At 44.0% G+C, this 26,746-nt stretch carries 30 protein-coding genes; 22 read left to right on the top strand and 8 right to left on the bottom strand.

Annotation, left to right across the window (positions count from 1 at the left end; all coding sequences use genetic code 11):
* The first annotated feature begins 213 nt into the window (after positions 1-213).
* The gene (gene nadE / locus L865_RS0114145) at positions 214-1,044 is read left to right on the top strand and encodes an ammonia-dependent NAD(+) synthetase (protein WP_028773836.1); all 831 of its coding nucleotides are present in this window, start codon (positions 214-216) and stop codon (positions 1,042-1,044) included.
* Between the two features lie 3 nt (positions 1,045-1,047).
* Here the strand turns inward: nadE and L865_RS0114140 are convergent, their stop codons facing one another.
* Entirely contained in the window at positions 1,048-1,470 is a 423-nt protein-coding gene (locus L865_RS0114140) for a DUF6942 family protein (RefSeq protein ID WP_037471206.1), read from the bottom strand.
* A gap of 169 nt (positions 1,471-1,639) precedes the next feature.
* On the opposite strand from L865_RS0114140, the gene L865_RS0114135 reads away from it, so the two are divergent.
* Entirely contained in the window at positions 1,640-3,115 is a 1,476-nt protein-coding gene (locus tag L865_RS0114135; RefSeq protein WP_028773834.1) for an alpha/beta hydrolase, read from the top strand.
* Between the two features lie 2 nt (positions 3,116-3,117).
* Here the strand turns inward: L865_RS0114135 and L865_RS23870 are convergent, their stop codons facing one another.
* Positions 3,118-5,328, bottom strand: coding sequence for a diguanylate cyclase (locus L865_RS23870; protein ID WP_245608442.1), 2,211 nt, complete (start codon positions 5,326-5,328; stop codon positions 3,118-3,120).
* Positions 5,329-5,740: 412 nt separating this feature from the next.
* Here L865_RS23870 and L865_RS0114125 point away from each other — a divergent pair, with 412 nt between their 5' ends.
* Positions 5,741-5,968, top strand: a complete 228-nt coding sequence (locus L865_RS0114125) for a cytochrome c3 family protein (protein WP_028773833.1) — start codon at positions 5,741-5,743, stop codon at positions 5,966-5,968.
* A gap of 61 nt (positions 5,969-6,029) precedes the next feature.
* Here L865_RS0114125 and L865_RS24600 read toward each other — a convergent pair whose 3' ends face one another.
* The gene (locus L865_RS24600; RefSeq protein ID WP_051484621.1) at positions 6,030-7,667 is read right to left on the bottom strand and encodes an HD domain-containing phosphohydrolase; all 1,638 of its coding nucleotides are present in this window, start codon (positions 7,665-7,667) and stop codon (positions 6,030-6,032) included.
* Between the two features lie 628 nt (positions 7,668-8,295).
* Here L865_RS24600 and L865_RS23860 point away from each other — a divergent pair.
* The 13 genes from L865_RS23860 to L865_RS0114055 all read left to right on the top strand — a co-directional run bounded on the left by L865_RS23860 (position 8,296) and on the right by L865_RS0114055 (position 18,656).
* Entirely contained in the window at positions 8,296-8,931 is a 636-nt protein-coding gene (locus L865_RS23860; protein WP_084632546.1) for an LON peptidase substrate-binding domain-containing protein, read from the top strand.
* A 118-nt stretch (positions 8,932-9,049) separates the two neighbouring features.
* Entirely contained in the window at positions 9,050-9,616 is a 567-nt protein-coding gene (locus tag L865_RS0114110) for a sigma-70 family RNA polymerase sigma factor (RefSeq protein ID WP_245608443.1), read from the top strand.
* On the top strand, positions 9,609-10,286 hold the full coding sequence (locus L865_RS0114105; protein ID WP_028773831.1) for a ChrR family anti-sigma-E factor: 678 nt from the start codon (positions 9,609-9,611) through the stop codon (positions 10,284-10,286). The genes L865_RS0114110 and L865_RS0114105 overlap by 8 nt, the downstream gene beginning before the upstream one ends.
* 33 nt (positions 10,287-10,319) lie before the next feature.
* Positions 10,320-11,264 carry a YbgA family protein gene (locus L865_RS0114100; RefSeq protein WP_028773830.1) on the top strand — a complete coding sequence of 315 codons (945 nt, stop codon included), beginning with the start codon at positions 10,320-10,322 and terminating at the stop codon, positions 11,262-11,264.
* On the top strand, positions 11,264-12,661 hold the full coding sequence (phrB, locus tag L865_RS0114095; protein WP_028773829.1) for a deoxyribodipyrimidine photo-lyase: 1,398 nt from the start codon (positions 11,264-11,266) through the stop codon (positions 12,659-12,661). Before L865_RS0114100 ends, phrB begins: the two co-directional genes overlap by 1 nt.
* A gap of 11 nt (positions 12,662-12,672) precedes the next feature.
* A complete protein-coding gene (locus tag L865_RS0114090; protein ID WP_306294445.1) occupies positions 12,673-13,107 on the top strand; it encodes a nuclear transport factor 2 family protein in 435 nt (144 codons plus the stop codon).
* A complete protein-coding gene (locus L865_RS0114085) occupies positions 13,107-13,826 on the top strand; it encodes an SDR family NAD(P)-dependent oxidoreductase (protein ID WP_028773827.1) in 720 nt (239 codons plus the stop codon). The genes L865_RS0114090 and L865_RS0114085 overlap by 1 nt, the downstream gene beginning before the upstream one ends.
* Positions 13,823-15,076, top strand: a complete 1,254-nt coding sequence (locus L865_RS0114080) for an NAD(P)/FAD-dependent oxidoreductase (protein ID WP_028773826.1) — start codon at positions 13,823-13,825, stop codon at positions 15,074-15,076. The genes L865_RS0114085 and L865_RS0114080 overlap by 4 nt, the downstream gene beginning before the upstream one ends.
* Positions 15,077-15,087: 11 nt before the next feature.
* Entirely contained in the window at positions 15,088-15,813 is a 726-nt protein-coding gene (locus L865_RS0114075; RefSeq protein ID WP_028773825.1) for a DUF1365 domain-containing protein, read from the top strand.
* A 37-nt stretch (positions 15,814-15,850) separates the two neighbouring features.
* Positions 15,851-17,116 carry an SAM-dependent methyltransferase gene (locus tag L865_RS0114070; protein ID WP_028773824.1) on the top strand — a complete coding sequence of 422 codons (1,266 nt, stop codon included), beginning with the start codon at positions 15,851-15,853 and terminating at the stop codon, positions 17,114-17,116.
* Positions 17,094-17,621, top strand: coding sequence for a DUF2878 domain-containing protein (locus L865_RS23855; protein ID WP_051484619.1), 528 nt, complete (start codon positions 17,094-17,096; stop codon positions 17,619-17,621). The genes L865_RS0114070 and L865_RS23855 overlap by 23 nt, the downstream gene beginning before the upstream one ends.
* A 1-nt stretch (position 17,622) precedes the next feature.
* Positions 17,623-18,135, top strand: coding sequence for a chalcone isomerase family protein (locus L865_RS0114060; protein WP_028773823.1), 513 nt, complete (start codon positions 17,623-17,625; stop codon positions 18,133-18,135).
* Positions 18,132-18,656: a DUF3833 domain-containing protein gene (locus tag L865_RS0114055; RefSeq protein ID WP_028773822.1), complete on the top strand. Its 525-nt coding sequence runs from the start codon at positions 18,132-18,134 to the stop codon at positions 18,654-18,656. The genes L865_RS0114060 and L865_RS0114055 overlap by 4 nt, the downstream gene beginning before the upstream one ends.
* 133 nt (positions 18,657-18,789) lie before the next feature.
* Here the strand turns inward: L865_RS0114055 and L865_RS0114050 are convergent, their stop codons facing one another.
* A complete protein-coding gene (locus tag L865_RS0114050; protein ID WP_037471218.1) occupies positions 18,790-19,365 on the bottom strand; it encodes a VOC family protein in 576 nt (191 codons plus the stop codon).
* 19 nt (positions 19,366-19,384) lie between these two features.
* Positions 19,385-19,918, bottom strand: coding sequence for a L,D-transpeptidase family protein (locus L865_RS0114045; RefSeq protein WP_028773820.1), 534 nt, complete (start codon positions 19,916-19,918; stop codon positions 19,385-19,387).
* A 408-nt stretch (positions 19,919-20,326) separates the two neighbouring features.
* Here L865_RS0114045 and L865_RS0114040 point away from each other — a divergent pair, with 408 nt between their 5' ends.
* Positions 20,327-21,163, top strand: a complete 837-nt coding sequence (locus L865_RS0114040; RefSeq protein ID WP_028773819.1) for an ion transporter — start codon at positions 20,327-20,329, stop codon at positions 21,161-21,163.
* A 71-nt stretch (positions 21,164-21,234) separates the two neighbouring features.
* The gene (locus L865_RS0114035) at positions 21,235-22,743 is read left to right on the top strand and encodes an MATE family efflux transporter (RefSeq protein ID WP_028773818.1); all 1,509 of its coding nucleotides are present in this window, start codon (positions 21,235-21,237) and stop codon (positions 22,741-22,743) included.
* Between the two features lie 63 nt (positions 22,744-22,806).
* On the opposite strand, the gene L865_RS0114030 is transcribed toward L865_RS0114035, so the two are convergent.
* On the bottom strand, positions 22,807-23,010 hold the full coding sequence (locus tag L865_RS0114030) for a DUF2986 domain-containing protein (protein ID WP_028773817.1): 204 nt from the start codon (positions 23,008-23,010) through the stop codon (positions 22,807-22,809).
* Between the two features lie 234 nt (positions 23,011-23,244).
* Positions 23,245-23,658 (bottom strand): hypothetical protein, encoded by a 414-nt coding sequence (locus tag L865_RS0114025; protein WP_037471200.1) that lies wholly within the window; start codon positions 23,656-23,658, stop codon positions 23,245-23,247.
* A gap of 352 nt (positions 23,659-24,010) precedes the next feature.
* Here L865_RS0114025 and L865_RS0114020 point away from each other — a divergent pair, with 352 nt between their 5' ends.
* The 4 genes from L865_RS0114020 to L865_RS0114005 are packed head-to-tail and all read left to right on the top strand — an operon-like array spanning position 24,011 to position 26,298.
* The gene (locus L865_RS0114020; protein WP_028773815.1) at positions 24,011-24,748 is read left to right on the top strand and encodes a DUF1538 domain-containing protein; all 738 of its coding nucleotides are present in this window, start codon (positions 24,011-24,013) and stop codon (positions 24,746-24,748) included.
* Positions 24,745-25,536, top strand: a complete 792-nt coding sequence (locus L865_RS0114015; protein WP_028773814.1) for a DUF1538 domain-containing protein — start codon at positions 24,745-24,747, stop codon at positions 25,534-25,536. Before L865_RS0114020 ends, L865_RS0114015 begins: the two co-directional genes overlap by 4 nt.
* On the top strand, positions 25,526-25,876 hold the full coding sequence (locus tag L865_RS0114010) for a P-II family nitrogen regulator (protein ID WP_028773813.1): 351 nt from the start codon (positions 25,526-25,528) through the stop codon (positions 25,874-25,876). Before L865_RS0114015 ends, L865_RS0114010 begins: the two co-directional genes overlap by 11 nt.
* On the top strand, positions 25,873-26,298 hold the full coding sequence (locus L865_RS0114005; RefSeq protein ID WP_028773812.1) for a CBS domain-containing protein: 426 nt from the start codon (positions 25,873-25,875) through the stop codon (positions 26,296-26,298). The genes L865_RS0114010 and L865_RS0114005 overlap by 4 nt, the downstream gene beginning before the upstream one ends.
* Before the next feature lie 56 nt (positions 26,299-26,354).
* Here L865_RS0114005 and L865_RS0114000 read toward each other — a convergent pair whose 3' ends face one another.
* Positions 26,355-26,711 (bottom strand): glutathione S-transferase N-terminal domain-containing protein, encoded by a 357-nt coding sequence (locus tag L865_RS0114000; protein ID WP_028773811.1) that lies wholly within the window; start codon positions 26,709-26,711, stop codon positions 26,355-26,357.
* Positions 26,712-26,746: the final 35 nt, after the last annotated feature.

Genomic DNA, 26,746 nt, shown 5'->3' with positions numbered 1-26,746 from the left:
TGCCATGCCGGAGTGCTTTAATTAGCGACTTGTCGGTTGAGTCCGTCTGTCAACATTTAACCTGAGTAGACCCATTTATTAAGCTAATTGGTATTGGGTCAAAATCTTATTATTCAATCGCAAATATCACAATTTAGTCGTGAATTTTATTTCAAGTTATCACATAATGATGCGGGGATTTTGGGTTAAATTAATTTATTTTGGAGCTGTGTTGTGAAAGGACAAATCATTCGCGAAATGAAGGTTCAACCTGTAATTGAGGTTGATTATGAAGTTCAGCGTCGTATTGCATTTATCAAAACAAGATTGAAAGACGCCAATGCAACTCAGCTCGTGCTTGGGATAAGCGGCGGGGTCGATTCATCTTTGACCGGCAAATTGTGTCAACTGGCCGTAGATGAGTTAAACGCAGAACATCAGAGCAGTGACTATCAATTCATCGCAGTACGTTTACCCTATGATGTACAAAAAGATGAAGATGAAGCTCAGTTAGCGTGTGATTTTATCGCCCCCTCAAAACGAGTGACTGTGAACATACATGCCGGTGTTGATGGTGTTCATCAGCAGACTTTATCAGCGGTTGAAGCAGCAGGATTGGCTTTGCCAGAGCAAAGTCGCGTCGACTTTAATAAAGGCAATGTTAAAGCCAGAATGCGTATGATTGCCCAATATGAGATAGCCGGTTTGCTCGGTGGTTTGGTTGTTGGGACAGACCATAGTGCCGAAAATATTACCGGTTTTTATACTAAATGGGGTGACGGTGCCTGTGATTTAGCCCCTTTATTTGGACTGAGCAAACGTCAGGTCAGGCAACTTGCCAGCTTCTTAGGCGCGCCAGAACTGTTAGTTAACAAAGCGCCTACAGCAGATTTAGAAGATGACCAACCGCAGTTAGCAGACGAAGTTGCCTTAGGGTTAAGTTACGATGAGATTGATGATTTTCTTGAAGGCAAAGCGGTCAGTCAACAGGTTGAAGATAAGCTAACGGCTATCTATTTGCGCACTCAACATAAGCGTGAAGCGATTCCCACCATTTATGATTAATTGCTAACATTGAGGCGATAGCCATTGGGTTCTTGTCTCCTCAATTAGCGCGTTAGGGCATTGTCGATAATCTAAATAGGGTAGGGCAATAATTTGTCCATTTGTGCAGTTTTTCATTTGCTGCTCAAGTTGGTGCTGCATCTTATTGCCACAAATAAAGTGCTGCGTTGCATGCGGTGATAACTGTATGGCGTTGATATAAATCGCTTCATGATGCTTGAGCAAATGGTTTGCTAGGTAATCACGCCACTCATCTGATGGACTCATCAACTTTGCCATTATTACCATGATCTTGCGCCAATGATTACCATTGTCAGCGATTAATTGCTCTATCGCGTGGTTGTTTTCGTGCCGCCAATCCGAAGCTAATATCGGTGGTGTGGGTAGATAGAAAATGCTGCGAGCATCACTTGGGCCAATAATCATAACGGTATAAATCACCTTTGTGGGGGTTGCATAGCATAACAACTGCCAGCGCAAAAACAGATACGGTTGAGGCTTTTACTATACCTCTGCATACTGAGTATAGGAATTGATAAAATGATTGTAACGGATTAGCCATGATGCGCTTCAACTGGCTATCTTAGGACAGGTAATGAAAACCTTAGTGATTGGATCAACAAAGCACCTGCTGATGGCCGCAATGTATATCGCGATGGGAGGCTTTGCGACTTTAATTGTTACCGCGGTTATCTTTCTCAATGCTCGGCCTGATTTAGATATTTGGCATACCCGCTTATTAGCGCATCAATATCACCACGACAGCGCCATAGACTCATTTAGTGACTATATTGCCAATGAGCAAGATTTGTTCAATGAAGTCGAAACTCATGTTTACCAAAACACATCATTAGCGCAACACTCGCCTATTAATCGTTATGTACGTGGCAGCTTGGCTGATCCCAAGCATTGGTCTACTGATTGGAATCGCAGCTTTGAGTGGCCAAATAGCCAAGCTGAGTATGGTTTGCTCTTGTTGCATGGGATGTCTGATTCACCCTATGTCTTATCGCATATCGGCAATCATTTTCGTGATAAGGCCCATGTACTTGGCTTACGGTTACCAGGGCATGGCACATTGCCCTCGGGGTTGGTGAATTTATCTTGGCAAGATATGGCTGCGGCAGCCAAACTGGCTACAGAGCATTTGCAGCAGCAATTGCAGGGCAAGCCATTGTATGTGGTTGGTTTTTCAACCGGTGCTGCTTTGGCATTAAACCATGAATTGACCGCGATAGAGCAAGGTGGTGCTACGGCTTATCAGTCTATGGTGTTCATTTCACCCGCTATTGGTTTACCGCCCGTTGCGGCTGGGGCCAAATGGCAGGCAAACCTTGGACGTTTACTGTCACTGGATAAATTACTTTGGAATAGTATTCAGACTGAATATGATCCATTTAAATATGGCTCTTTTGCGGTTAATGCTGGTGATGTTGTCTATCAGTTGTCACAGCGCAACTCTCGGCGTCTGCTACAGTTGCCCTTAGCGCAGCGTGAGCGAATACCGAAGACACTGACATTTCAATCACTCATGGATGCGACCGTATCTAGCCCTGCCGTAGTCAATGATTTTTATCTGCATTTGCCGCAATCAGTAGCGCACCAACTGGTGATGTTTGATATCAATCGAACTCAGATAAATATGGGACTTATTCCAGAAGATCCACGGGTGCCATATGAAAGTTTACTGGCAGCCAATCAGTTCAATTTTGAATTTACTTTGATTCAAAATAAAGCGCAGCCATCATTAGCGACTTACATGGGGTTAAAACCACAAAATGAAGTCGAAGCGGTGCGCTATCAATCTGGCACGACCGAAACAGAGGCTTTGTCGCTGTTTTGGCCGCCATCAGTGTATTCTCTTTCTCATGTGGCTTTACCTATCCCTAAAGAAGATAGTCTGTATGGCCCTACTGCAAAGGATGAGTTGCCACGGGTGCATATTGGTGCCGCAGACTCCCGCGGCGAAAGGGGCTTGTTAAGCGTGCCGGCTAATGAAATATTGCGGCAAAAATGGAACCCTTTTTACCCCTATATGTTGCAACGAATTGAGCAACATATAGGTCATTAGCGCTAAAGTTTTGTTGCCTGTAAAGGTGCGTCTGGCTGCATTGAGGTTACCACTCGATTGCGGCCATTTGATTTGGCGTGATAAAGGTTTCTATCCGCAATCTTAAACCAATCTTCAAGATCGCTTGAGTAACTGGCATTACCCATCACAGCACCAATACTGATTGTCATCGAGATGGTTTTATCATCTTTAGCGGTTGGAATCGATAGTGCTGCCACTTGTTGTTTAAATTGGTTAAGGTGCGCTTCAACTTTAAGGACATTACATAGCGGCAAAATCAGTAAAAACTCTTCACCGCCATATCTAGAAACCATGTCAGTATCACGCTTAAAAGACTTCAGCATCTGTTTAGCAAGTATGCGAATCGCTTCATCACCGACTAAGTGACCATGGCTATCATTGATGTCCTTAAAATGATCAATATCGATAATGGCAAGGGTCATAGCTTCATCCGTTCGCTGACACATCTCTTGAATACTGGCAAATTTCTGCTCAGCATAGCGACGGTTGTAAAGCCCGGTGAGATCATCACGCTCTGCAAGGGACTTTAACTTAGTATTGGCTTTTTCTAATTCAAATGTGCGAATGGCGACTTTTTCTTCAAGCTCTAGCTGATAGCTAATGAGTTGCCGCTTACTTTGGCGAATACTGCTATGTAACGCTTGAATTTCAAGCGGTACTTCAGCTTCAATGATGACAGCCTCATCTTCAAAGTCGGTACGCTTTTCAGAGAACTTCTTAGCAATTAGTTCTAGCGGTCTCGTTAATCGCTGACTAATCGTTTGGATTAAAAAGACGGTGATAATTAACGAGATAACCAGCACTGCAAACGTAGATAAATATTGTGTCTCAAGCAGTTTTAGCAGTGGTGAGAAAGGTTTAACGGTATAAAGTGACCAACCGTTGTCTAGCCCGAACTGGGTAAAGACATATTCTGGACTTTGGTTGTCAATATCACCGAAGTTAATCATTTGCAAAATTGTTTTGTAGTTTTCACCACTTAAGCTGTATGTAAAGCTTGAGAGCGCTGCCATTCCCAATTCAGGAGAGGCATAGATAACGCGATTGTCATTGTCGATGATCACCATAGAGATGCCATCAACACCATGTTTAATATCAAACTGACCAAAATTGTTGAGATTTAACGACCCCTCGATAATACCAACAACCTGATTTTGCTGATAAATAGGTGCACTAATCGCTACTATTGGGTCACTGCCAAACCCGCGACCTTGGAAAACCGGTGATACATAGGTTCTCTGGTTGTAAAACGCCTCATGGAAATAGTCGCGGTCACTAATATTGATATTACCTTTAGCTATTTTTTGTTGGTTTAGGCGACTAATGGGACTTGCAGCATTGATATTACCGTCAGCGTTGGCCATCAACATAGTGATAAAGCTGGGGTAATTTTGATGCATACGTGACAACATATTTTGCCATTGCTGGTCTTGTTGACTCGATAAACTAAGCCAACTCGCCGCATTGTTGATGGCGGTTTGATGGTGTGCAATGTATTTGTTGGTTGCAATACCTATCTGAGTTGCTGTGTCTTCGAGGTTGCGCTTTAAATGGTTTTGCTGTTTGTCGATAAAGTAGTGATTAAAAAGTAGTGCTGAGCAGATCAGCGCCATGGTCAAAATTTGCGTAAACGTATAGGTGAGCTGGGCATTAAAAGGGCGTGACTGACTATCGGCAATTTTACTCGGCCACTGCCACAGTTGCGGGATAAAAGTGACCAACAACGAGCCCAAAGACGTACAAAATATACCGTTAATTGCTTGTTTTAATGTCACAAAAGTTAAATGGCTCCCAGGCATGTCTGAGAACATGACCACATAACCATAAAACAGAGGCATGCCAACGATTAACCAAAAGGCAATGTCGGCATATAGGGAGTAAATATCTTTACGCCGAGCAAAGCCTAGCCAGAGTGCTTGAATCGAAAACAACACAAAAATATGCCAACTTTGCCAGGCGATAAATAGCCCAATTGAAGTCATTGTAGCAGCAAGTAGTGCGTACCAAGGGCCAAGTAAAATTGCCACGATCACATAGGCGGCATTACCGACAATCAATTGTGCATTGCCAAACAGCGGGATGGGATACAGATTGATAACTAAGCCGATAAGGCCGAGCAAAATAGTGAACTTGAGACGCGATAAATGGACTTTGGGCATGGTTTTTTTGCTTTGTTTCTGCTTAGTTATCATGCTAGCCGCTATTAGTAGCTTGTTCAAATAAAATGTTGCAAATGTTAATTTTTTATTTTGCTGGTATGGTATTCTTGTATATTGGAACTTAAGAATAATTGGATGTAGCTCACAACGTCGAAGGATAAAACGTTAACTGCTAGACAAGTTACTACCAAGTATAACATTCTTAAGCTTCAATTAAGGAACGTAGCTAAAAATAGCCTTAACTTGCTGATGAATTCCGTGGTAACGTTATTAATTACATGGTTTTTTATGCACAGTTTGGCAGGGAAAATTAACTAATAAGTGAAACATTAGGGTTAGGCAGAAGTACTCTAGCTTAGCGGAGTAACTAGCGATTAATGGTTTCATAAATTGATGTGAGATGACATCAATTAAGGGCGATAGCCCATCTTGATGAGGAGCATGTATGAAATATTTAACTATGGTAGCAGCATTGGTTTTCGCTGGTTCAGCGGTAGCAGTAGACTGTACTGATTGTCACGAAAAAATTGACACCACTATGCACGTTGAGTCTGAAGCAACGCTAGCAAATTGTGCAGATTGTCACTCGATTGCAGATGCGCACGAGATTGATATGGACCTACATACTCAAGATCTTACGATCACTGAGTGTGCTGATTGCCACGAGATGTAAACCATCTTCACTACGGTAATGCGTAGAACTAAAAGCCAGCATCATTGCTGGCTTTTTTGTTTTAGGAGAGGGTGGCAGCCATGACTTTGACGGTGCGGTCTTCTATTTGGCTACGGCTATGTCTAAATTCGTGGGCAAGTTGATTGAATGTTGCCACAAGTTCAGGGTTGAATGCCTTACCGCTGAGTTCGTTGATGATTGCTGAAGACTTTTCAAAATCATATGCAGGCTTATAGGGCCTGATGGACATCAATGCATCAAAGCAGTCCACAATACTGACTATTTGCGCTTCAATTGGTATCTCATTGCCGCTGAGCCCTCTTGGGTAACCCGTACCATCCCATCTTTCATGGTGGCAATAGACGATGTTTTCTGCCACCGGACTGAGATTAAACTCTCTAATCAAGTTATAGCCATTTTCCACATGTAATTTCATCACTTCCCATTCATGGGGATCTAATTTTCCTGGTTTGCTCAAGATGGCATCGGGTGTAGTGATCTTGCCTAAATCATGCAGTGATGCATAGCGATGAATATCTTCTATCACAGGTTTTGGTAACTTAGCTTTTACCGCCATTAATCGAGAGAAGTGGCTGACACGTTGCACATGGCTGCCCGTGACCGGGTCATCACCTTCATGTAATCGCTCTATAAGCTCGGTGACTTTCTCTAATACTGCATGCATTTTCATTTTCTGTATCTGCGACTGAATGCGCTGATAGTTTTTATAAAGCAGCGTGCTCAATAAAATGCAAAACATAAAGGAAAACACCATGTATCCCCACCACTTGTGAGAGGTTAGGTACAAGTCATAGTGGCGGTGGTTCGCTGTGATTGTTGGCTGATAATCTGCTTTGTATTGCAGCACAATGCGGTCGAAATAATGGCTGTTGTCCGCATGTTTAAATATATCTGAAAAAGCCATGATATCTTCGTAATAAAGCAGGCTATTTTGATTAATCTTGAAGTTATTAAAGTCCAGCTTTCTATTACAACCTAAGTCTTCACAAAAGGTCATTGACTGATTAGGGTGAAGTAGAAATTGCGACTGTTTATCGACAATGATGACATTGATGTTGGGACTTGCTAGGTCATTGAGACTATTAAACAAGGTATTGACGTCGTAGTTAAGGATGACGCTGCCGAGTTTATTACCAGTGTCATCAAGCACGGCTTTACCAATCCGCACAACCGGACGATGGGGCAGTTCAAACACACCGTAGTCGCGATTAAGACTAACTTTAGAGATATAGAGTTCATGGTCACTTTGGGTACTCATCTCTTTAAAATAGAAATGGCCTGACTTATCTTGTAGCTCTTGTCTATCAAGGGTTTGAGGCGCACCACCACGTTGGACGATTTTAAATAACTCTAGCCCCTGATTATCAATCAACCTAGCTTGAACAATTCGAGGTTTACTTAACATCATTTGCGTAAAGATATCTTCGATATATTTATATCGACTGGTATTGAGTGCATTACGGGTGCTGATTAACTGCGCCAAGTAGTCGACTTCCTGCTGATCTTGACGCATTTGGGTCGCGACAAAAGTTGAAATCGCATGTGCTTTTGCCACTAGTTTACTATGGGCGTCTTGTTCAGCCTTTTGATGGTTATAGTGAATATCGAGCGTCACAAAAGCCATCACCACGGTGATTAAGATGGCAGAAGGAATGATATATAACAGCAGGCGTATCATTATTTAAAGAAAACCCTAAGTATTGTAATGGTATTATTATGCAGGAGTTAATTAACCTGATCTATTGAGTGAAAACTCCAATTGCTAACGAGGTGTAGAAGGCCGTAAGTTTACTCATTACTGATAATTGGCGTTTATACTGTCAGGTTTGTTTAATCACGATAAATATACTGGAAACGATTGATTGTTTAGTAAAATAAGTTGAAGTACATCACGGTTGAAAAATGTATGGGATGTTGTTGGCTGGTGGCGTAAATTGCTGCCAGTTAGTCTCGGTATAGATTTTTATATGGTTAGTTAGAGCATTTAAAACGGTTACGTCTGATTTTTTGCTCAGATATCGCATATCGACCATTCGTTTCGCGCGTTAACGGGTGGATGCAAATTGATACAAAAATAATGTCTTTTATGCTGTAAAAAACCTTAGATATTCACATTTTTAAAGATTATCTGGTTGTTGTAAGGCCCTTGGTGGGTATTTGATTCGCTTTAAAACCCATTTATTCCCGTTGCAAGCGATAGAGTAAAACGGGTTTTTCTTGCTGACTTCACGCTTAAAAGATACATAGGTGATCGCAAGTTTTGTCCCACGCGTATTAGTTATTAGCCGTCGCAATAGGATAATTCTGTGGTTGTAGAAAATTTATCAAACTCCTCATCTGTCGCTAATCATCACTCCCAGCATAGGGAATGCACACGATTAAGTGTTTTCCCGTTACCGTTATTTCTGCTTCCGGGAGCGGTGAGTCATCTGCGTATTTTTGAAGCGAAATATTTGGATATGGTCACCGCTAGTTATAAAGAAGGCGGCTTTGTTATTGCCCGCTATGACAAGGATTTCGCCTTTAATGTGCCCAAGTGGGGCTGTCATGTTGAAATCGTTGATTTTCACACCAGTGAAGACAATGTTTTAGTCATAGAGGTACGAGCCAAAAAGCTGGTGGCATTAAATGATTTTAACTATCGTGATAATGGGCTGCTTAGCGCCATGGCGACTACACTCCCTAATTGGGCTCCACGTCATCACAACGACATAACAGACGAATTCGCACTATTTTTGGCTGAAATTTATGAAAGACAACCAGCATTACAGCAGCTACATGATGCCCTGCATCTGGATGACCCTATTTGGGTTTGTGCTAGAATTCTAGAGATCATTCCTTTATCTTTGATAGAGAAGGAAAAATTCATAGGTGAAAATGAGTTTGATAATCTAGTTTGTTTTCTTCAAACGCTGATTTTAGGTCAAGTAAATAAAAATTGATCCCTTTAACTATTTGCTGCGTATTGATGATTATGTCGAACAACTAAAAGCACGAGCTATGCAAAAATCAGTCGCAGCAATCGACAAAAAAGAGGTTTGCACTATCAACGCGAACACCATGGAAAATCAGGTACCACCCGAGTTGTCTCAGTGGTTGGTAGACGTTGCTAATGTGCGCTGCAAACGCGCCTTTACTGAATTGTTCCGGTTTTTCTCTCCCAAAATCAAACGCTTTGGTATTAAACAGTTGGGTAATGAAGCTCAAGCCAATGAGCTGATTCAAGACACAATGACTAATGTGTGGAAAAAAGCCCATTTGTACAATGCAGACAAAGGTGCGGCAACGACATGGGTTTACACCATTATGCGTAATGCCTCGTTTGATATGTTGAGACGGATCAAGAGTAAAGGTGAGGTTCAACTTGCGGATGACATCTGGCCTACTTTTGCCGATGAGCAACCTGAAGAGGTCATGTTTGGTGATCATCTGATGGAAAAGCAGATGTTTAACTATGTCGACAGTCTACCCGAGGCTCAAAAAGCCGTGGTTAAAGGCGTTTACTACCAAGAGTTATCCCAGGAGCAACTCGCCAAACAGTTGGGCGTGCCAGTAGGCACCATTAAGTCGAGATTGAGATTAGCGCTTGCAAAATTAAAGAAACAGCTGGGAGAGTCCAATGATTAATCATCACCCCAAAAATGACATTTTAACTGCTTTTGTCAGCGGGCAATTGCCAGCGTCGGTATCGGTGGTTGTGGCCAGCCATGTTGAACTTTGTGAGCACTGTCAGCAGCAAGTTGAATTAATCACAGCGCAACAAGCCGCAAGCGCCTTTAACTCGGCCTCAGATAACGAATTAATTGGTGAAGCTCCCATCTCTAACAGTGAGATTGATGAGCTTGATATGATTGACATGATAACCGCGCTAGAGCCTGATACCGCCAGCGTTGAGACTGCGCCAGTCGAAGTGGCAGTTAATAGCAAGCTACTGACTTTACCAAGTGCCTTGCGACAAGTTGTTCTCAAGGAGTGGCAGGGGCTAGGAAAGCTATCTCGGGCGCGATTTGATTTAGATGACGATGAAATGCGCATGAGCCTGCTGCATATCGATAAAGGCGGCAGTGTACCCACTCATACTCACAAAGGCTTTGAGGTGACCTTGTTACTAGAAGGCAGCTTTGATGATGAGATGGGGCACTACAGCGTAGGCGATTTTATTTGGCTAGATGGTGAGCACACACATCAACCAGTAACTCAAGAGGGCTGTGTTTGCTTGACAGTATCGAGTGACGCGATTCACTTTACTCAAGGCGTAAGCCAAATACTTAACCCAATTGGTCGATTTATCTATTAGGCTTAAGTGGCAATCTGGCAGGAGAGGTAGGTTATGGAAAAGCAGCTAACAATCGGTATTAGTGCCTGTGTCATGGGTGAGCAAGTACGCTTTGATAGGGGACATAAAAAGTCTAATTTCTGTGTTGAACAGTTAGGTGAATTTGCAGCCTTTAAACCGGTTTGTCCTGAAGTGGGCATAGGACTGCCAATACCTAGACCGACAATTAGACAGATCATTCGCGACAATATTATTACTGTATCGCGCCCAGATGGCAGCGGTGACGTAACTGATGCGCTCAAAGAGTTTGGCCAAAAAGCAGCTAAGCAATACGATAAGTTATCTGGCTTTGTTTTTTGCGCCAAAAGCCCTAGTTGCGGGATGGAGCGCGTGAAAATTTATCATCACCATGGCAAAGGTTCAGAATCCACGGGAGTGGGAGTATTTGCGGAACAAGTGATGCTGGCCAACCCGTTATTGCCTTGCGAAGAAAACGGTCGCCTTAATGATCCTGTGATTAAAGAGAACTTTATCACCCGAATTTTTACCTACCAGAAATGGTTAGATTTGAAAGAGGCGGGGATTACCAAACATAATTTAATTGCATTTCATAGTGAACACAAATACTTAGTGATGAGTCATCATGTAGAAAGCTATCGAGAGCTTGGTCGCCTGTTAGCCAGAGCCGATATGGCCCTGGATGACCAAGCAGATGCCTATATTAGTGGGCTGATGACGGCGCTAAAGCATAAAGCGACACGTCGCAGTCATACTAATACACTGCAGCATTTACAGGGTTACTTTAAGAAACAACTCGATGCCGCTAAGCGCAAAGAGCTTACAGAGCAGATAGCGGATTACCGTGACGGTGTGACTCCACTCTTAGTGCCATTAACGCTCATCAAACACTATTTGATGGAGTATCCTAACGAGTATCTAGCCAAGCAAACTTATCTCAATCCACATCCGCAGGCATTGCGGTTAAGGTACGGTTACTAATGGCTATTTTATGGATTCGGCGGGATATGAGAACCCATGACAATCCAGCATTAATCGCAGCGATAGAGCATCATGCCACTATCGCTGTTTTTATATCTACGCCAGAGCAGTGGCGTGAACATCATCAAGCAGCCATTAAAGTGGATTTCATTCGTCGCCACCTTAATCAATATGCTCAGCAGCTAGCTGCATTAGGAATAAAACTTGTTCACTTACAGGCGACAACATTTGCGCATCAAGCTGAAGTGCTGCGCGACTTTTGTCATCGCCAAAATGATAAGCAAGTGTTCGCCAATACTGAGCCTGAAGTTAACGAGCAGCGCCGCGATGAGCAGATTCGTTCAGCAGGTATCGATTTGCAGCTCTATGACGCAGATCCTATCGTCCAGCCAGGTAGGGTGCTCAATAAGCAGCAACAGATGTTCAAAGTGTTTACTCCTTTTAAACGCGCTTGGCTTAGTGAGGTTGCAGCTAGAGGAGTGACGTGTATCCCTGCACCCGCAAAGCCAAGTATTGAAGCGATTGCAGAGGTCGGCGAAATAGCGCCTGATGATTTCAATTACCCGCTGGTAAGTTCTGCCGCTTGGCCCGTAAGCCAGCGAATTATTGAAACGGTAATTCCGAATTTTTTTGAAAATAAAGTTGCAAATTATCATGATGATAGAGATATCCCCAGTATTAAGGGAACCTCCGGTGTATCGCCCTATCTAGCGATTGGTGCCATTAGTGTGCGCTGGTTGGTTACGCAGTTAATTCAACGCGATCCTGATGTGCTTCGCGACCCCTCACACGTTCATTTTAGTTGGCTTAATGAATTAATATGGCGTGATTTTTACAAGCACTTATTGGCTTTCTATCCCAACTTAATTAAAGGTGACAGCTTTCTGCCGCAGTATCAAAATGTGCGTTGGCTAGGAACTGATAGTGATTTTAACGCTTGGTGCGCCGGTCAAACTGGCTATCCGATTGTTGATGCTGCGATGAAACAGCTCAATCAAACCGGTTGGATGCATAACCGCCTAAGAATGATTGTTGCCAGCTTTCTCAGCAAACATCTGTTAGTGGATTGGCGTTTAGGTGAACAGTATTTTATGGAACACCTGATTGATGGTGATTTTAGCGCTAACAATGGTGGTTGGCAGTGGGCGGCAAGTACCGGTTGTGATGCGCAGCCCTATTTTCGTATTTTCAATCCACTGCTACAGAGTAAAAAGTTTGATCCAAATGGTGACTTCATTCGTAAGTATTTACCAGAACTAGAAAATGTACCGAATAAAGCGATTCATTTTCCCCATGATTTTCTCGCTGATAAAGGTGAATCTGGGACATATTGTAAGCCCATTGTTGAGCATAAACAGGCCAGAGAACGGGCACTCTCTTTTTACAAACAAGCTTAGGAATTACTCGCATGATGACCAAGCCGCTATGGTTAGAAAATTTCATTGCTGTCTATGAGCGGCTAGGGACTGACAACCTCGTCGCACTAGATAAGGTTTATCACCATGATGTGACCTTTTTAGATCCAATGCATAAGGTCGAGGGGCTCGAGCAATTATTGGGCTATTTTGATGGTCTTTATGAAAATGTTCTCGAATGTAGTTTCCATATTGATAACTGTTTTACCATTGATGAATATGCGGCTGTTTATTGGACCATGACCTACCGACATAAACAATTAAATGGGGCGAAGCCTATTGTGGTTGAAGGTCATTCGATGCTCAAAGGCAAAGACAACAAAGTGGTCTATCACCGCGATTACCTCGATGTGGGGGCGATGCTATACGAACACTTGCCGGTGCTGGGCTTTATGGTGCGTAAAATCAAACAACGAGCGGGTGCATAATGGCTAGGGTACTTATCACTGGCGCAAGCTCAGGTATTGGCCATGCACTGACATTGGCTTATCAAGCGCGTGGAGAGCAGGTGATAGCCTGTGGTCGAAATGCTGAAAAACTCGCGGCTTTAGGCGAACTTGTAAACGTTGAAACTTTGCAATTTGACGTGACCGATAAGTCACAGGTGCTGGCCACTGTGGCACAAATGCCGTCGCTCGACGTGGTCATCTTAAACGCCGGTGACTGCGAGTACATAGATGATGTGATGCATTTTGACAGTACGCTGTTTGAAAGAGTGATAAAAACTAACTTGATTTCAATCGGTTATTGCTTAGAAGCATGGACAAGTAAGCTATCAGCCGGTGGGCAGCTAGTTTTTGTCAGCTCTAGTGCGCAGTTTTTACCTTTTCCTCGGGCGCAAGCTTATGGTGCGTCTAAAGCGGGCTTGAGTTATTTAGCTAAGGTTATGCAAATTGAGTTACAACAACATGCAATAGGGGTCAGCTTAGTTCATCCCGGATTTGTGGCTACCCCACTGACCGACAAAAATACCTTCGATATGCCCTTTAAAGTGACCGCTCAGCAAGCCGCGCAACATATTATTGATGGCGTGGAAAAACGCCAGTCAGAGATCGCTTTCCCCGGCGGTTTTATTTTTATCTTAAAGTTACTTAAGGCTTTGCCCCTAAGCTGGTGGCGCGCAATTGCGCTAAGGATGCAATCATGAAAAAAATCGCTATTGTAGGCTCGGGCATTTCCGGTCTGACTTGTGCTTACCTGCTTGATAAGCAATATGAGGTCACTGTTTTTGAAAAGAACCATTATGTTGGCGGCCATACAGCCACCGTCGATATTGAGCACAATGGGCAAGACTATGCCATTGATACCGGGTTCATCGTTTTTAACGACCGTACTTACCCCAACTTTAATCGTTTACTCGAACAACTCAATATTAGTGGCCAGAAAACGCAGATGAGTTTTAGCGTATTTAATATGGCCAGTGGTTTTGAATATAACGGGCATACGGTTAACACGCTATTTGCCCAAAGACGTAATATCTTTAAGCCGCGTTTCTGGCGATTAATTTTAGAGATCATTAAGTTCAATAAGCTGTGTAAGCATGTTTTTCATAATCAAGAGTACACAGAGGGTGACACGCTTGGTGCGTTTCTTAAGCAACACGGCTTTTCAGACTTCTTCAGCGAGCATTACATTTTGCCTATGGGGGCTGCGATTTGGTCAACCAGCTTAAAGGAGATGAAACAGTTTGAGCTGGCTTTTTTTATCAAGTTCTTCTTTAACCATGGCTTACTGAATATTACCGACCGACCACAATGGTACGTGGTACCTGGTGGCTCTAGAGAATACGTTACTGCGCTGTTGGCAACATTGTCAAAGCCAGTGGTTACCGGAGTGGATTTAGCCACCATTAATCGTGACGATGACGGCGTTGAGTTGGTGTTTAAAAGTGGCGTGACGCAACGTTTTGATGAAGTGATTATGGCATGCCATTCAGACCAAGCGCTGGCCCTACTTAATCAACCCAGCGACGATGAGCAGCGCATCTTAGGCGGTATTCCTTATAGTGAAAACCATGTGGTGCTGCATACCGATGTCAGTTTGTTGCCAAGGCGACGTTTAGCTTGGGCGAGTTGGAACTACCAACTCGACAGCAATAATCAGCGTCCAGCTTGTGTGACCTACAACATGAACATTCTGCAAGGGTTCGATAGCCGTGACACCTTTTGTGTCACCCTCAATCAAACGGAACAGATCGATCCCGATAAAATTCTTAGGCAGTTTGTCTACCATCACCCCACGTTAAATCAACACACAGTTGCCTGTCAGCAACAGCGCAATACCATTTGCGGACAAAACAATACTCACTTTGTCGGTGCCTATTGGTACAACGGTTTTCATGAAGATGGGGTACGCAGTGCCCTGGATGTGACTCGCCGCTTTGGTCTGTCCTTGTAGGGAGAATTGCTATGGCGTTATCTAGTGCAGTGTATCGCGGCGAAGTCAGACACCGTCGCTTTGGTGATAAGCCCCATCGATTCAATTATGGCATGTACATGATGGCCATTGATTTAGATGAACTCGATAGCGTGTGCCAGCAGAGTCTGGTTTTTGGTAATAAATGGTACAACCCGATCCGTTTTTGTGAAAAAGATTACCTAAAAAGTGAACCGGGTACACTTAAACAGCGTATTAGCAATAAAGTGCAACAACTTGGTGGTAAGTGGCAGGGAGAAAAAGTGGTCATGATGGCTCAGTGCCGTTGTCTTGGGATCTACTTTAGCCCGATAAACTTTTACTTTTGCTATGACACACAAGGCGACTGTCAGTACCTGTTGGCTGAGGTCAGTAACACCCCTTGGAATCAACGCCACTACTACTTGATTGACTTAGCTGGCAGCTGTAAGACCGATAAAGTTTTTCATGTGTCACCGTTCATGGAAATGAACATGCAATATCACTGGAAGATTATGGCACCACAAAGCAAAGTTATGGTGCACATAGAGAATCATCAGCAAACTAAAGTGTTTGATGCCACGTTGGCGATGAGTCGCCAGGAGATAACGCCTAAGTCGTTGCTTAAAACCTGGCTTAGTACGCCAATGATGACCGGCAAGATGATTGTGGGGATCTACTGGCAAGCATTAAAACTTTTTTGGAAGCGGGTGCCGTTTATCGCCCATCCTGAAGCCTAATTTAGACTGGATTGCTTAGCATTTTACGAGGTTATTAATGGAACAAATACAAAATACCGTCATGACGACTAAGCCACTCAATTGGTTAGAGCAGCGTTATCGTAAACTGGTTTTTTCCGTCCTGAATCATATTAGTCATGGTGCAATTGAGCTTAATGATCAAGGCCAGCATTTCCATTTTGGCGACAAGCATTCTGATCTTAAGGCACAAATTACTGTGTTCGACAGTAGTTTTTATAAAGATATGGTGGTCAATGGCAGTATTGGCGCCGCTGAAGCCTATATTGATGGTAAGTGGGCCAGCAAAAACCTCACGGATCTCATCGGTGTCATGGCCAGGAATCAGCACCAGTTAGATAAACTTGAGCAAAGCACAGCTTGGTTGAGTAAGTTGAAAAAACAACTGCTCAGAATCAAAAACAGCAACTCTGAAGCTGGCTCAAAGCGTAACATTTTGGCTCACTATGACATAGGCAATGACCTTTATGAGCGCTTTCTAGACGAGACAATGCTCTATTCATGTGCCGTATATGACCAAGCGAACTCAACATTAGCACAAGCTCAGCAAAATAAGATGCGCACTATTTGTGAAAAGCTTGAATTAGCCCAAGGTGAGCATGTCATTGAAATTGGTACCGGTTGGGGCGGACTCGCTATTTTTATGGCGCAAGAATATGGATGTCATGTCACCACCACAACCATTTCAGATGCGCAGTTCGAGCTGGCGCAACAGCGCGTCAATCAATTGGGGCTACAAAGTCAAATTACCTTGTTAAAGCAAGATTATCGCTTGCTTGTTGGCGAGTATGACAAGCTAGTGTCGATTGAGATGATTGAGGCTGTTGGCCATGAATATTTAGCAGGCTTTTTCCACAAGTGCTCCAGCCTATTGAAGCCCGATGGAAAAATGTTGATCCAAGCGATAACGATTGCTGATGGCAGGTATGAGTCATACCGCAAAGGTACAGACTTTATTCAAAAGTACATATTTCCAGGTGGCTGCCTACCGTCTGTCGCGATAATGACTGACCATATGGCGACACAAACAGATTTAGTAGTGGAAAACCTGCAAGACATAGGTTTGCACTATGCTCGAACGTTAAACGATTGGAGAGTTAATTTCGAAGCCAAGTGGGATGAACTGGCTCAGCGAGGCTACAGCGACGAATTCAAGCGGTTATGGTTGTTTTATTTTGCCTATTGCGAAGGGGCATTTAAGCAACGTGTGATCAGTACTCATCATTTAGTGGCCAGAAAACCACAATATGTGGGGAAGTCAGATGAAAGCGTTTTGGATTATTAACTTACTGTTATTTCAATTGAGCTGGTTTGCGGCAGCTAAATATACTGATGTTGCCGCAGCAGTCATCTTTATTAATTTGGCGCTGCACTTTGTGTTATCACCGAGTCGGCGTGGTGATCTACTGTTGATTTTATTGGTGCCCATTGGCATCGCGGTTGACCAATTAATGTTGTCACTACAGGTGTTTACTAGTGACTCATCGTTATTACCGCTATGGTTGGCGTTGTTATGGTACATGTTTATTTTAACTTTCAACCATAGCTTAAAGTGGTTGATGCATCAGTCTTTGGCTGTGGTTGCACTCGTTGGCGCCGTTGCCGGTCCATTGACTTATTGGGTTGGTATTCAAGCCGGTGGCTTAGGGCAAGGCTGGCCAACGCCGCAAATGATAGCCTTCTTAGCCTTGGTATGGAGTATCTTGTTACCTGTACTCGCAGGTTGTTATCGCACTTTGATGGCAGGTATGCGCCGTGAAGCTGGCACTAGCCTAGTCGGGGGTAAATAGCATGGGTAAATTATGTATCGCTGCGGTGTCATTGTGGCTAAGTTGTTCAATGGCCGTCGCAGCGCCGATAGATGCGATGAAAAAAATCGGTGAAGGGCAGATGAGTTACCTGTTTTGGGATGTCTATCGTGCATCCTTGTACAGCAGCGGGCAAGCCTTGCAGGGCAGTGCTGAAAGTGACTATCCTTTGGCGCTGCAGATCCAATATTTAAGAGATATTGATAGCGATGTGCTGATTGAAGCGACACAAGATCAGTGGCAGCACCTAGCCTACAGTGACGAGCAAATTAGTCGATGGTCACAACCGTTAAATACACTATGGCCCGATATTCAACAGGGTGATGTGTTAACCATTATTGTGGATGAGCAAGGCATGAGTGACTTTTATCATGGTGACACTGCATTAGGCCGCGTTGATAGTCGCGATTTTGGTCCGGCTTTTTTAGCGATTTGGTTGTCTGAAAATACCACTGAGCCTGAATTACGTCAGGCACTGTTAGGAGCGGCGCAATGAGGATATTGGTGGTTTTATGCCTTAGCATGCTGCTAGCTTCCTGCTCATCTGTTGAGCTAGATGATTACCAAGGCACTCGTCCCGATCTGAAACTCGAACAGTTTTTCGATGGAAAGCTGGTGGCCTATGGCATTGTATTGGATAGAAGCGGAAAAATGATCCGTCGGTTCGAGGTTGATCTCCTTGCCAGTTGGCAAGGGAATAAAGGCGAGATTAAAGAATGGTTTCGTTTTAATGACGGTGAAAAGTCGACCCGAATTTGGCAGTTAGAGAAGTTGGGTGATAATCAGTATCAAGGCACGGCAAATGATGTAGTAGGGATCGCCAGCGGCCAAACATCAGGTAGTGCACTGTATTGGCAATATCAGCTTGATATTGTGGTAGAGGGTGAAACTTACACGGTAACGTTAGATGACTGGATGTATCTTTTGGATGAAAAACGTCTGTTTAACAAAACCGATATGAGTAAGTTCGGCTTCAAAGTGGGCGAAGTGATTCTCTATATAGAGAAGCAAAGTTAATCCACTCTATGCTTTAAAACCCAGTCAGCGATTAACCCCATTGAGCAGGATAACCATGCTGCCTATCAGCGATGACTCGCATAGCCTTAGCCATTGTAATAGCCATCGCAATAGCCAGATAAACTAACCAGCGCTACCGCTGCTCAGAGGCGATAATGTCCCGTATGGTGTGTGGGTGTATTTTGATACAAACATCATCCGCTTTGATAGCAATGGTTGGATTTGCTAAACGCTCGGCTTCACCTTTTGGTGAGCTCATCTTAATATTAAAGCGGCGGTCTCCGTTAAGCACTGGTGCAAGTTCTGGCACCAGCGTGATTAATCGCTCCGATAGCTGGTCACAGTCTTGGGCATCACAAGGTAGCACCAACTCGATGTGCTCCCAACCTTCTTGAGGATAGTGTTTGTCTCCAGGGTAGGGGAGCTCCACGCAATCAATTGCCATGCTACCTAATTGCAAAGGCGTATCTAACGCGATAATCAAAATGGGCCTGCCATTGATGATATTGTTGGATATGATTTCACCATGACGGCTAAACCAAGTTACTAACTCATCAGCAGCTTGCGTGCTATTGACCCGTAAAGCGACATGATCGCAATGTAAATTTAGCGGGTCTAAGTGCAATTCCGATAGTAAAGTTAAGATTTTTCGTTCAAACCTTGTCCAGCCCTGTTGCAGGCTTTCGACAGTTATTGTTGCTGGTTGCATTTGGTACTCGTTGCTAGGTTTAAGGCCATATTTCAATAGGCGTGTTAATTTCGATGGCTTGCCAGAGCTCATCCATTTCATGATTCTTTATTGCAATACAACCATCGGTCCAATTGAGTTTCTGTGCTTCGCTAGGCGATAGGGATGAATTTGGATTTTGACCGTGGATCATGATTTGCCCGCCAGGTTCTAAGCCAAGGGCTGCGGCCCGCAGACGATCTTCTGCATTGGGGTAAGAAATATGAATGGCGCGATAATAGGCGCTGTCGGATTTTTTATAATCTAGCAGGTAGCGCCCCTGAGGCGTGCGTTGATCGCCTTCGGTTAACTTATGGCCTTTGGGTCTGTCTCCCATGGCGATACGGTATTCACGCACCACTTCACCATTTTTCAGTAAACGCATTTTGCGTGCTGATTTGTTGACCACCACTAAATCGACTTTGCCAATGGAAGCAGTGGTACTGCCTTGCGACGAGTGTTGAGAGCTGGTGGCGGCCAGAAGGTTGGCACTGAAAAAAACAACGATGGCACTGATTAAACTTACAAAGCGCATGTGCTAACAACTACTCTCTAACGTGACTGGAACCGATATCATACCCGACTGAGTCAGCCTTTTCGAATTGGAAGACAAGTTTATTCCTTTATTGCTGTTTCTACTGCTGTTTTTCTTATCTCAGGATAAGCATTGCGAGTGAGATGGAAGCTGCATTAAATATGAGTGTACTTTTCAAATCATTCGTTTACTGAAAGCAAATGACCTACGTCATTGTGGTGGCGCTTGTTTAAGCATTAAAGTGTGCTTACCAATGATAGCTATTTCAAAGCCGATAAGTCTTAGGTTGCGGTTAAGTTCCGCCCGAGTTGGAAGATAATAGTTGACTGTTGCGGTTGGACTTTTGCTGATTAACTGGCACTATAACTGTTTGTCTGGTTTGGACTTATTAGCAAGGTATTGAGAGTTATGGCTGCGAGTGAATCTTCTGAAGAATCGGCCTTGAAGCTGAAGTTACGTCGAGTGATATTTGGCACAGACAGTAAATCGGGGCGCTACTTCGATATTGCCTTGATCATCTGCATTATTTGTAGCGTAGCCCTAGTTTTACTCGATACTGTTGCCAGTATTCATGCCCGATTTGGTGAGCAAATTCGCGCACTTGAATGGGTGTTTACAGCAGTTTTCACCGTCGAGTATATTTTACGACTCTATTGCTCTGCGCATCCGATAAAATATGCTCGCAGCTTCTACGGGATTGTTGATTTACTATCGATATTGCCGAGCTACCTCGCCTTGCTATTCCCAGGCAGTAACTTTGCGCTGGTTATTCGTATATTGCGATTGTTCCGCATCTTTAGAGTGTTTAAATTGTTACGATATCTTAGCGAAGGCAACCTGTTGCTGCGCGCTATGATACATTCTAGTCGTAAGGTGTTTATCTTCTTTTTCTCTGTCAGCTTAATTGTGATGGTGGTGGGCGCAATCATGTATGTGGTTGAGGGACCAGATAATGGTTTCAGCTCGATACCTAAGTCAATTTACTGGGCGATAGTGACCATCACCACCGTTGGCTATGGCGACATCACGCCAGTGACCAATTTGGGGCAAGCGATAGCGGCTTTTACCATGTTGTTAGGTTATTCGATCATTGCTATTCCGACCGGCATATTGACCGCGGAGATATCCCAAGAAATGGGTAGGAGTAAAGACTTACGTCGCTGTAGCAACTGTTTAAAAACCGGACATGAGTCTCAGGCCCGTTTTTGTGACCAATGCGGAAGCGAATTAGAAGCAGAGATATAATTGCACCGAATTTGATCTTGAAACGTATTAAAGACTACTGCTAATGCTTAAACCACTTCACAAGGATAGTCATGACCGCGGCTAAGTTTGTTCAAGGCTCTATTTTACGCCATATACTTGTAATGAGTTCGACAGCAGCGATAGGTATTTCGGCGCTGTTTATTGTAGATTTAATTGATATCTTCTTTTTGAGCCTGTTAGGTGAAAAAGAACTTGCGGCGGCGGTGGGTTATGCAGGCACCATTTCGTTTTTCACTACCTCAATCGGCATCGGTTTATCCATCGCCTTAGGTGCGCTAGTTTCAAAAGCGATTGGTGCTAAGCAAGTTGAAACCGCTAAAAGACAATTATTAAACAGTGCCGTTGCTACTTTGGCGCTGACTATCGTCATTGCTATTATTGTTACCTTGTCTATTCCGACTTTGCTGAGTTGGGTGGGGGCAACCGGTCACACTGCAGACCTTGCGGCCAGCTATCTGTATATTTTGATCCCTTCTATGCCGGTGATTTGTCTAGCGATGGCGCTTGGCGCAGCACTGAGGGCCGTGGGCGATGCTAAGTTATCAATGATGTCGACGTTGGCAGGCGGTGGGGTTAATTTAGTCTTTGATCCTATTTTCATCTTCTTACTGTCAATGGGAATTGAAGGGGCTGCGTTGGCGTCAGTATTAGCTCGTTTCATGGTGTTAATCATTTCGGCCCGTGGGGTTATCGTTAAACATAAATTGTTTGGCGAGTTTAATTTCAATCACTTTGTCGCAGATCTAAAGCCTATTTTTGCTATTGCGGGGCCGGCGATGCTCACCAATATTGCCACCCCCATCGGCAATGCTGTGGTGACCCGAGCCATAGCTGATTTTGGCGACGGTTATGTTGCGGCCTGGGCGGTTTTAGGGCGCATTATCCCAGTAGCATTTGGGATGATATTCGCTCTTTCAGGTGCCATCGGCCCCATAGTGGGGCAAAACTTTGGGGCGATGATATTTTCTCGAGTGCGAGAAAGTTTGACCAAAGCGCTTCAGTTTTGTGTGGTGTATGTTTTGAGCGTTTCGCTGCTCTTGTTTTTGTTGCGCAATGTCATTATTAGCGTGTTTGATATGCGTGGCGACAGTGCTGACCTAATCGACTTTTTCTGCAGCTATATTGCCGTATTCTTTGTATTCTCTGGGGCGCTTTTTGTCGCTAATGCGTCGTTTAATAATTTGGGTAAAGCCAAGTACTCCACTGCATTTAATGTGGGTAAAGCCACGATAGGCACGATTCCATTCGTTTACTTTGGTGCGCAATTGGGTGGCGTACAGGGCGTATTAATTGGCCAAGCTATTGGCTCAATCTTGTTTGGGGTATTGGGGGTGATTACCGCCTATCGCTTGGTTGACCGAGTTGAAGCAAGTTACCTGACAACGGGTAATCATCAAGATGATGCGAACAATGAGTTGGAGAAAGAGGTACTCACCACGACTTCAAATCCGTTATCGTCGGGTTGTGCGCAGATGGCACAGATAAGTGAAGAGCGAGATTGTGAAGCCAGCAATGAAGTAACGAACATGCTAATAGGTGATGACAACAAGCGCAAGTGATGCATAGCGCCATGATTTTCAGGCGCTATAGTGCTAATGGTGGCTGCGATAGTGCAACGTTATTTAAGCAGATTCGCTGCTAGTTGGCTGCTCTTGAGTGGTTTCTGCTGAGCTTTCTTGTGCGTTTTGCTCAGCTTCAAGCTTGGCTTGGTTTTCTGCTCTTTCAGCTTTAGATACGTACTTTTTAATTGTTGGCGGCGTGTGTTTGTTTTTGCGAGCTTTAGCGCGCTTTGCCGTTTTTTTGATCATTTTTTGCTTTCTGTTCATGCCGTATACCAACTCATTGTGACTATTTGAACGCTAATTGGTGATGTTACCTAATTGCGGCTGCGGATTCTAACGTAAAGTGAGCCGTTCGGCTAGGTTTGTGATTGCAGCTTGATTAAAGTGTAGCAAACAAGCGCGCTATTGAAATGGCGCTCGCCTTAAGGTGAGAAGGGTGTTACACCCTAAGTCTAACGATACAGCAAGCATCATTGAGGCAAGGGCAAACCAGTAGTATTAAGATGCAAATGCTTGTTTATCTGCTTCACTCGCGCCTTCAATACACTCACCGCGGATTTCACCACGGCCATATTCAATGATTCGGCTTAATTCGAAGTAACCTTCACGGCAAAAGCCGGTCATATCGATTGTTTTAAGCAAACCCAACTCAATTTGTTCAGTCCAATCACTGAGATCGGGGCCTGAGTTGCGGCTGCTACGTTTAGCTTGTTTAGCACGGTAGACGTGGGGGAGCTCTTTATTGTTTACCTTTCTCACCTTATAGACAAACAACTTAATGCCATCGCCCTTAATCGAGGTTCGAAATTGATCTTCGACTTGATCTTGAAAATCTTCCACGGTGGCTTTTTTAGCACTGCAGCCAACGAGCATGGTCAATAATAAGGCGGTTAAGAGCGGTATTGGTTTCATAGTTATTTTTATCCTCTTGAAGGGATATTAAAGCACGAGGATCACTGCAGGCTCAAGTCTAGAATGTTGCCAATATTTGCATATTCGGTGTACGGCTATCGAATCACTACTGAAATCAAAAAAACAGCTTATGTATGAGTAGCTCCGACTGTATGAGTAGCAGTCACTTGGGTGATGCATGACACCTATCAGGCTGTCTCGCGAGCAAGAATCTCCCACACTTTTGATTTAAATCACAAACTACGTAGCTTTTGTTAATTTATTGTTGAGTTTTATGTTGATGAGCGCAAACTAAACTTATGGCGCAAAGTGGTGAACTGTAGTAGGAGCGTCAATCGTACAGGGAGGAAAAATGGCAGCAATTGTGACGCTATTAAAATCAATGTTAGGTAGTTTCCGTGACTTAGTGCCTATCATTTTAGTTGTCGGCTTTTTTGAGATATTTGTGCTGCAACAAGCACCAGATAACTTAGCCTCCATTCTTATCGGTTTAGTCTTTATCGTGCTGGGTTTGACCTTCTTTGTTTTTGGTCTAGAGATGGGTTTGTTTCCCATTGGTGAGTCATTAGCGCAAGCTCTTGCGCGTAAGGGCAGCATTTTCTGGTTGGTTATTTTCTCATTTTCCTTAGGTTTTGGTACCACACTTGCTGAGCCCGCGTTGACTGCTGTGGCCAATGAAGCTGCTGAAGTCGCATCCCTAGCGGGCGCGATAGCGCCCACTGAAGAGGCGATGGACGAGTACGCCATGGGACTTCGTCTCACGGTTGCGCTTGCAGTTGGCTTGGCGATTTTATTAGGTGTAGTAAGAATCCTTAAAGGTTGGCCTATTCATTATCTCATCATTGGCGGCTACGTCACGGTGATGATTTTAACTAGCTTTGCCCCTGCGGACATTATTGGTATTGCATATGACTCAGGTGGGGTCACCTCTTCGACCATCACGGTGCCGTTGGTGACTGCGTTAGGGGTTGGGTTAGCGACAGTGATTAAAGGGCGTAATCCAATGTTAGATGGCTTTGGTCTTATCGCCTTTGCCAGTCTTACGCCAATGATATTTGTTTTGCTATACGGAATGGTGGTGTTGAAATGACAATGTGGGCGACCATAGCCGAGACATTCTTGTTGACGGCTCGGGATGTCATCCCGATTGCAATAATCTTATTTGGATTTCAGTTAGGGGTGCTAAAAAGGCCAATAGTTAATTGGCGCAAAGTGGTGCTTGGTTTTGCTTATGTGATTATTGGCTTGAGCTTTTTCCTCGTCGGTCTGGATATGGCACTGTTTCCCATTGGAGAAAGTATGGCCGAGCAACTGACGTCGACCAGCTTCTTACAGGACGGTGATAGTCAGTTAACTCAATTTGCTTGGCAAGACTACTTATGGGTGTATATTTTTGCAGCTGCAATCGGCTTTAGCACCACCATTGCCGAACCTTCACTTATTGCTGTGGCAATTAAGGCTAATGAAGTTTCGGGTGGCACCATAGGGATTCAAGGTTTGCGAATTTCCGTTGCTATAGGCGTCGCGATGGGAATTTCATTGGGGTGTTTTCGGATCGTGGTGGGAGATCCTATCCATTATTACATTCTAGCCGGCTATGTGGTGGTGGTCATTCAGACGTTTTATGCGCCAAAAATGATTGTGCCATTGGCCTATGATTCCGGCGGTGTCACCACATCTACTGTGACAGTGCCACTCGTTGCAGCGTTAGGACTGGGGCTTGCAACAAATGTTGAAGGGCGTAACCCGCTTATCGATGGTTTCGGTTTAATCGCGTTTGCTAGCTTATTTCCAATGATCACCGTGATGGCCTATGCCCAGTTAGTCGAATTGGTAAACAAAAGAAAAGTTGCAAAGGAGCGAGAACATGCGCTTTAAATTGATTGTTGCGTTTGTCGATGAAACCTGTACAGATGATGTACTGGATGCGGCGAGAAAAGCCGGAGCAACGGGGGCGACGGTGATAAATCATGCCCGCGGAGAAGGGGTGGTGAAACAGACAACGTTTATGGGGTTAGGGTTAGATATTCAGCGTGATGTGATACTTTGGTTAGTTGAAGAGCACATGAGCCGTGAGATATTGGAAACCATTTGCCGGATTGGTCATTTTGATACTAATCCGGGCCAAGGAATTGCCATACAAATTGATGTAGAAGATGCGGTTGGCGTTGCACATCAAGTTGAATTGCTCAGCAAAGAGATAGAGGATCAAATATGAGACCGCAAAAGCCGATTTTTAATAACGATGTAATGACTCAAGATTATGTCATGGTTGATGGGCTTCATACTGTGGCAGCCGCCATTCGCATGGCGACTGAAAAAAATGTCAGTATTTTGTTAGTCAATAAGCGCCATGAACATGATGCTTATGGCATGGTGTTGATGAGTGATATTGCCCGCAAGGTATTGGCAAAAGATCGCGCGCCTGAGCGCATGAACGTTTATGAGATTATGATTAAACCGGTGTTTGCGGTCGACCCCGATATGGATATTCGTTACACCGCCAGATTATTTGAACGTTTCGGGATTAATAAAGCACCGGTGATTGAGTCGGGTAATATATTGGGTATAGTGACGTATCATGACATTGTGCTTAAAGGTATGGTTGCTGCCACACAAGACCCTTTGCCAGCACCATAAACAAAACAGGCCGCGATGGGTAATACCACCGCGGCCTGATTACGTATCAAGCTGAATTAGGCGAATCGTTGGTTAAGATAGTTAATAATATCTGATGATTCGTACATCCAGCGCACTTCACCTTGCTCCTCTATTCGCAAGCAAGGCACTTTAGTTTTACCACCCAACTCTGTCAGGGTACGCTGATGTTCATCTTGCTTGGCATCCACCAAGGCAATATTTAAATTTTGACGACGCATCGCACGGCGCACTTTTACGCAAAAAGGGCAGGCTGCATATTGGTATAAGGATAACGATTGAGTTTGTTCATCAATCTTGTTTTGCTCTGCAACCGGACGCTGGCGCTTTTTTGGGGCAAATACGAAATTCAACACTAAAATAATACGACCTAAAATCCAACGAACAATGAACATGAACAACCTCTTGATATATTAGATGCCGCCGATTT

The organism is Shewanella waksmanii ATCC BAA-643 (genome assembly GCF_000518805.1).
Lineage (GTDB): Bacteria > Pseudomonadota > Gammaproteobacteria > Enterobacterales > Shewanellaceae > Shewanella > Shewanella waksmanii.
This window is presented reverse-complemented; position numbering and strand designations above follow the sequence as displayed.